This window comes from Neobacillus drentensis, from assembly GCF_036966985.1.
Lineage (GTDB): Bacteria > Bacillota > Bacilli > Bacillales > Cytobacillaceae > Neobacillus > Neobacillus drentensis_E.
Window position 1 is genome coordinate 1 of sequence record NZ_JBALSN010000541.1, and the last position, 7,191, is coordinate 7,191.

The window sequence follows — 7,191 nt, forward strand, 5'->3', positions numbered from 1 at the left end:
TCTCTTCCTTCATCCTCAGACGGTGGAATTCGGCGTAGTCCACTTAGAATGAGTCCCTTACCCTACCACATGGACGATGGAGGGAGGAACCGCTATCGTCTGTTATTAAGCAGCGAAAGCGAAGTTGTTGTTTTGTTTGCCAGTTATAGGCTTTATCGTTTTAACGAGGCCGAATCCCTCGACTCGCCATATAAGCTCAAACTATCCCTGTCGATACCAAGACATTCCCATTATATAATGGCAGAGAAGAAGGGATTTGAACCCTCGCGCCGGTTACCCGACCTACACCCTTAGCAGGGGCGCCTCTTCAGCCTCTTGAGTACTTCTCTTTAATAAAAGCTTACTCGTAAGCCTGTTAAGAACTTACAAGAGAAATATATCATGTTTGCCAAATGGAAGAAAGCTGTAAATTTTGGTAGTTCAAAAGACCTATTTATGTCATTAAAGCCTTAGTGCTAACTTATATTTGATAACTTTAATATGTGCATGAATATTTAAGACTAGTTTAGCAAAAATTGTCGTAATAAATCATTTAGGCAGATCAAAAAAATGAAATTTTGTATAAAATTACACTTCAAAATTGAGACTTGCATGACACATTAAACCATTTATCCCTTCTATGAGCGAATTTTAGAGTGCTATGAGCGAATATTGAATTTCTATGAGCGAATAATGGACTTTTATGAGCGGATCCCATGTTACAATGAGCGAATTTAAGATGCATCCATCTTTCAGAAAAGAGAAAAATTTAAATAAGGCCTCTCTTGATTGGATGAGGCCATAAGTTCGGTATGTCATTGGTTATCCGCAGTATGATTTATCTAGTCTTGCGCACAAACATGGTTATTTCATTTTAATAGGAGTTACGACTGCAAATAAATTTTCAGATGGATCATTTACTTTTATTTCAATTACTTTATATTCAGTTCCACCGCCGTTAAATGCATCTTTAGTTGTTTTAATTTTTAATTCATGGTTGTTCATAGTGATTTCTTCCTTCCAATCAAATTTCTCACAGAAGTTACTATATGTAGACTGAAAAGAAATGTTCATTATTTTTAATAAAAAATTATTTATTAGGTGGAATTCGATTATCCCCCTTTACCTTCAGCTTGACTCATCTTTCTCTACCAATAACTTTCTCACCATGACTTTATTTAAATGCCTCATTCCCAGCATGCTAAGATTCATCCAAATCCAGCTATAAAACTGGCCAAACAGGAAAACGCCTGCTACCACTGTACCACTTACTCGGCTTGAAACAGAAGGTCCTAATACGGGGAATTGAAATAGGTAAAGTAAGATAAGAATACCTGCTGAAAGTAAGCTTCCTCCCATTACTGAAACCATTGATCCGGTCTTATACAGTTTAAATCCTATCCCAAGGGCAATGCCGAGAAGGCCGGTGGTAAATAGGAATACCAGGACTTCACTAGGCTGCAGGATGATCAATAACAAAGCAGTGACAGCATATGTTAACAGACCGATTCGGATGGAAATGACCATTGCAAGAACAATCGGTCCGGTAGCCATGATGCTAAACGCATAGCCAATCCCGCCTATCAAACCCGCTGATTGAAGGATGGCAGCGATCGCACCTAACAGACTGCCAACCACGAGCTTCATATTCTTGGTATACGGAACGGCTGTAATCTTATGTTTCTTTTTAAATACGCCCAAAGTCCAAGTTATCAATCTCATAAGCATCCTCCTCGAACTGGTAAATGGCGTTCCGATCTGCAGATTTTCCTCATAGGCTATGGATATTGGATCCATCTCTAACATCTATTCTTTGAACAGCAATTGATGCATGCTTTTTTCATGACAATCGGAAAACGCCATGGCTCTATTATCTTTGATACCAAGCGATATTCCGGGAATTTAGCGGTTTGCCCATTTAAATCAGGACATCTCCCCACTCTTGTACGTATGAATATACTGCAGTAGGGAGGTGTCAATCGTGAAAGGACTTTATACAGATGATCCCCTAGGCAGGGATCAATTAAAGGAATGGGAAAAGAAAGCTATAGAGAAATTCTCCACTAAAATGAGTGACAAAGAAAAACCCTTTCCCTGCATCCCTGCAACTATTGGTTTTTCTAAAAATCAACTGCGATACAGCTTTATTGGGGATCCGAGGGAACCTTCTACTCTATATGAACTTGCAGAAGCATTGAGCAGTTATACAGATGTTTCAAGGAAAATTGGCAGTAATACATCACTGATTGTTTTTTATGAAACGCCCGAAGACATGAAGACCGCCTATACGGTTGAAGACTACGAAGAAATATTTTGGAAGCATCTTAGCGGCTTAAGAAGCATCGACCGATTTGATTGGCCTGAGGATTTACCAATAGACCCCCATCATCCCGTCTGGGAGTTTTGCTATAATGGAGAGAAATACTTTATGTACTGTGCAACACCCGCCCATAAGAATCGAAAAAGCAGACATTTTGATGAAATGATGCTTGCCATTACTCCACGCTGGGTTCTCCAAGAATTTAATAAGTCGCGCCATTTTGCTAAGGGGATTAAACAACAAATCAGAAAAAGGCTGGCAGCCTACGATTCTGCTCCTATCCATCCCGATTTAAACAGTTACGGTGAAGAGGATAATTTTGAGTGGAGGCAATATTTTCTTCGTGATGATGATACGTCCTTGTCCAAATGCCCCTATCATCGGTTTCTAAACTTTTTTAACTCTAATCAATGATGACCGCAGGATCAACCGCCTGCGTTTATTTTTATTGGTTTTGTAAAAGAAAAAGGACCCCTTTAGGTCCTAGTTTAGTGCAGTTGAGTTCCTTTTTGTGAGATAAGGTATAATTGTTACTTCTTTTGATTTTTCAGGTACTTGCTCATTTTTTGCTTTGATTATTAAATCGAGTGCCGCTTGTCCAAGTTTTTCGTAATCATGGTTAATCGAAGTTAGGCTCGGTGTCAAAATATCGGCGACAAACGAATCATCATAACCTACAAAGGCAAATTTCTTAGGATCGATTTGTTGCTGATTGCAGGCAACTAGAGCTCCGGAGGCAATCATATCATTCATACAAATGATGGCGGATGGCAATTCCTTGTTTTCCAGCAGCATTTCCATCGCTTTTTGTCCGCTTTCTACCGAGAAACCGCTGTAAATATGCCATTCAGGATGGTAAACCAGACCATTCTCCACTAGGTTCTGCTTGAATCCCTCTACTTTTATATCGGTAGATGTTATTCCCTGTTTTCCTCCAAGTAAGCCAATGTTTTTGTGGCCCATTTCTACTAAATGCTCCACAATCATCCTCATCCCTAACCGCTCATCGGATCTCACCTGATAACAATCGACACCTGACATCTCTCCATTGACCATCAACACAGGGATCTTTTTCATCACGTCAAGAACTTCTGCCGCCTCTTCTGCTTCCGTTACCGATTTGTTAATACGGCCGCCCATCATGATGATTCCTTCGACCTGGCGTTCTGAGAGAACCCTTAGATAAACAGACTCCATTGCACTATCATTCATAGAATTACATAGGAAAATCGTATAACCCTTTTTTTGCGCGTATTTTTCCAACTCGATACAGAAGCTTGAGAAGAATGGATTCGTGATATCTGGCAAGATCAATCCAATCATCTTCGTTTCTTTTTTGGACAAACTTCTCGCAATACTGTTTGGTTGGAAATTATATTCCTGTATTTTCGCTAGTACTTTTTCTTTTGTTTTTTTGCTGACGGGATAATTGCCATTTAGGACACGGGAAACCGTCGCAGGTGATACGTTTGTTGCTTCGGCAATATCGTAGATAGTGAACGTTTTTTTATCCACCGGAAAGCCTCCCTTTTTGAAAAGTATCTTTCTTTCAATTGTAATCTATTTTATTAGAAAAATGGTAGATGTTCAGGTGAAAGTGACTACGGAGGAATAAAGGTGATAAAAAAAATCATAGTTGAGGAAGTTTAGCATCCTCAACTATGAGCAAGTGGATTATCTAAATTTCACGATATAAGTTTCCGACTGGAGACCATCCTCTGATTTTACGGTGATTACCGCAGTGTCACCTTCTTCAGAAACCTGATAGGAGGCAAATAAGTCATTAGTGACCGCTGTTACTACAGGATCTTTCACTGCTTTTTCCTTTACCTCATACGTCAATTGGTCAGCTTGGAAATCCTTTAACGGCTTGCCATCGATTAAGATGCTCTCAAGCGTTGCATCCTCCCCAATGCTTGGGTCAGCCTTCGTGACATCTCCATTTCCAAATACCTCAATTTCCGAAATCGCCATGCATGTATTCGGCATCGCCTTCATCACCACTCGGATTTTCGAGGTGGTAACTGGTGCAAACTTCACCGTTAAGTCCTTTGTTGCATTCACATCTAATTGGGTTCCCTCGATAGCCTTCCACTCAGTTCCATCCCAATATTCAAGGTTTAGTGATGCTGGTGGTCTCGTACCGCCGCCATCATCATAAAAATGGAAATCAATTTTAGATATCGTATCTTCACGGCCAAAATCGATTGCTACCCAATCTTCTGGTCTCCAGCTGTTGGGATCCCAATTCGTCCAGCGCTCTGAAGAGATTTCCCCATTGTTGACATTGGTTGTTTTATCATATTGTCCAGTAAAGGAAGCTGATACCTTTGGAAACTCCTGCCCAGAATTAGGAAGGTTTAGCGCAATGTTCTGTAATGCTGGTTTGGTGACTTGGACATTCGCTGTTACTTTCACCGGACTATACGGAATCGAGCCTTTTACTGCAAACTTGCCAAGACTTTCAAACTTACTTGGATCAATTGATTCCCACTTCACACGTACGTTTCCTTCCGTACCGTTTTCAAGTTTAGCAGGTACAAAATCAGGTAGTAATGGCGCTTTGCCTGGAACAGTTTTCACCTTAATCGGTTCCACTCTTTCCACCTTGCTGACGGTTACATTTGCGACAGCCGGGATGTTCGTTCCCTCTACTGTACCCCTTACAGTGAAGGTGGTTTCCCTGTCATATTGTTCAGGGTCAATCGGATCCCATTGGACAGCTTTTTGTACTTTTTCCCCATCACCATAAATCGTGGTTACTTCCTGCGGCATTTCCGGTGCGATTTTTTTCTTTGTTACAACCACATTGGCTGGCTCAATGTCCACAATTCCAGCCTTATTGATGATCCATGTTTGATTCTTTCCAGCGTTTGCTGTCCAGACATCGACACCTGCATCCTCTTTTGTTGACTCACCGCCAACTTCGAGTAACTGACCGTTGCCTACGTTAATGAACGTGTATTGTTGGTTGCCGGAGGTGGATAACTTCCATTTTTGGCTAGTTGTGTCTTGATCGGTTTGTACCACAGCGGCCCCATTTTCAACACCAATTACCTTGCCGCTGTTAGTGTCTTTAATTTTATACTCTTCCTTTGAACTGTGTCCATCAGTCACTTTTTGAATGCTCCACTGCTGGCTCGCTTTATCGCGGTCATAGGTTTTTTGTACAACCTTGCCATCCTCTTTCACATCCAGGACCTTGCCACTATTTTGATTGCTTATTTTGTAATGATCTTGATTATTTAAGAATCCAGCCTCGTCGTTAACTCCAGATACACCGGATACAACAAATGTCGTAATTGATTGTGCTGGAACCACCGCTTCTAATTGATCATCCTTTACCTTGATGGCTGCTTTTTGCTGCAAATTCTCGGTAGCAGATGTTACATAAGGCGTTGCTGAAGCTGTCTCATTCACTGTTTCAAAACCAGATAAATCGAAATCGATTGCTTTTTGTTCTGTAGATGAATTGGTATAAACGACGACAACGGAGTCATCATTCGAATCAATCGCAGCTAAGGTATTTTTGTTGTTTGAGTTGATAAACTGATCGCCCGGGCGGATAAATTTACTGTAGTTACCCACGGCGTAGTATTTTTTATTTTTGTAAATTTTAAAATTGCTGAAATCCTTTACAGCAAAGTCCACCTGTAGCAGACCCCAGTTGCCATTTTCATACTCTGGTCTCATGTTTACTTCATCTTCAACTGCTTGCCAAAGCACCCATGCTTCCGGCTCAAGCTGCTGGATATCCGCTTGAATTCTTTCCGAGATGGCAAGGCCTGTCTTGATGTCCTCGTGATTTTGGCCGCCGACACTTAGGTCAACCTCTGACATCCACAGTTTTTTATCCGCACCTTTGGCAATATCTCTGGCACCAATTCTTTCTCCTGTTCCGTACGTATGTACATTCAATTGCCCAATATTATTGCGGGTATCGGTATTGTACGCATCCCAGTTTTTTCGGAATGTTGATGGATTGGTTTCGTCCATTGCCGATACAACGGTTCCCAATCCTTTATCAGTCAATTGCTTTTTGACCTCATTAATCATTTTCGCTTGTGATGCCGGTGACCAGTGTGATCCTTCCTGTCTTCCCTTGGCACCCCAGTAGTTCGTATTCGGTTCATTTACCGGTGAAAGCGTTTTAAATTGAATGCCAGTTTCTTGCTGTAAATGGTCGACAACTCCTGTTAAATAGCTGGCAAAATTCTTGTATTGATCGGACTTAAGGTTATCATTATTTGAATTCCAGTTTCCGGATACGTATCCGCTTTGCGTCATAAAGTATGGTGCTGAGTTCGAAAAGGCTTCGAACGTATCTGCCCCTCTAGACTTAGCTGCCGTCAGCCACCAGCGCTGGTTGGCATCAGCATCCCAATTCCAATGTTCAGGATTCTTCGGGTTCCACCAGTTCGTCTGCTCTGTCCAGCCTTCTGTGTTTCCATTCGGCGGTCCAAATTCGGCCGGCCGATTCCAATAACCTGGAACTGCTCCTCCTAGACGCATATACGGAGTCGTTTCTGGAGAATCACCACCGCCGATATTATAACGAGCTATATTAAAATTAAGTCCATCCTCGCCATAAAGGGCATCAGCTAACTGGTTTTTAATTTCATCCGGCCAGCCGCCTGTAATATTGGCAAACCAAACAAGCGCAGTTCCCCACCCATCAAAAGGTGCTTGTTGATAGCTTGGGTCTAATTTCACCATTTCTGTGATTGTGCTTGATGGAGTAACTTCAGCAGCTGATACCTTAGGTGCTGCTGCAGGTGCGAGCAGACTAAGGGTAAGGGCCGTGGCCGAACCATATGTTAGTACCTTTTTAGCCATTTGCTTAATATGAGCTTTTGTCATGTTATCATCCCCCTTTTACTATTTTCATAGAT

The 7,191-nt window shown here is 41.6% G+C and carries 5 protein-coding genes, 1 tRNA gene and 1 other RNA gene; 1 reads left to right on the forward strand and 6 read right to left on the reverse strand.

What is annotated here, in order from left to right; all coding sequences use genetic code 11:
- From ssrA to V7659_RS27505, 4 genes are all read right to left on the reverse strand, one after another.
- Positions 1 to 229: a transfer-messenger RNA gene (gene ssrA, locus V7659_RS27490) on the reverse strand; the annotation flags it as partial.
- 9 nt (positions 230 to 238) lie between these two features.
- Positions 239 to 329, reverse strand: a tRNA-Ser gene (locus V7659_RS27495).
- A gap of 514 nt (positions 330 to 843) precedes the next feature.
- Complete coding sequence (locus tag V7659_RS27500) at positions 844 to 984, reverse strand: hypothetical protein (RefSeq protein ID WP_335543254.1); 141 nt, start codon at positions 982 to 984, stop codon at positions 844 to 846.
- A 123-nt stretch (positions 985 to 1,107) separates the two neighbouring features.
- A complete protein-coding gene (locus tag V7659_RS27505; protein ID WP_335543255.1) occupies positions 1,108 to 1,701 on the reverse strand; it encodes a hypothetical protein in 594 nt (197 codons plus the stop codon).
- A 259-nt stretch (positions 1,702 to 1,960) separates the two neighbouring features.
- Here V7659_RS27505 and V7659_RS27510 point away from each other — a divergent pair, with 259 nt between their 5' ends.
- Entirely contained in the window at positions 1,961 to 2,713 is a 753-nt protein-coding gene (locus V7659_RS27510) for a YqcI/YcgG family protein (RefSeq protein ID WP_335543256.1), read from the forward strand.
- A 69-nt stretch (positions 2,714 to 2,782) separates the two neighbouring features.
- On the opposite strand, the gene V7659_RS27515 is transcribed toward V7659_RS27510, so the two are convergent.
- The gene (locus V7659_RS27515) at positions 2,783 to 3,814 is read right to left on the reverse strand and encodes a LacI family DNA-binding transcriptional regulator (RefSeq protein WP_335543257.1); all 1,032 of its coding nucleotides are present in this window, start codon (positions 3,812 to 3,814) and stop codon (positions 2,783 to 2,785) included.
- Between the two features lie 159 nt (positions 3,815 to 3,973).
- Entirely contained in the window at positions 3,974 to 7,159 is a 3,186-nt protein-coding gene (locus V7659_RS27520) for a glycoside hydrolase (protein WP_335543258.1), read from the reverse strand.
- Positions 7,160 to 7,191 lie beyond the last annotated feature (32 nt).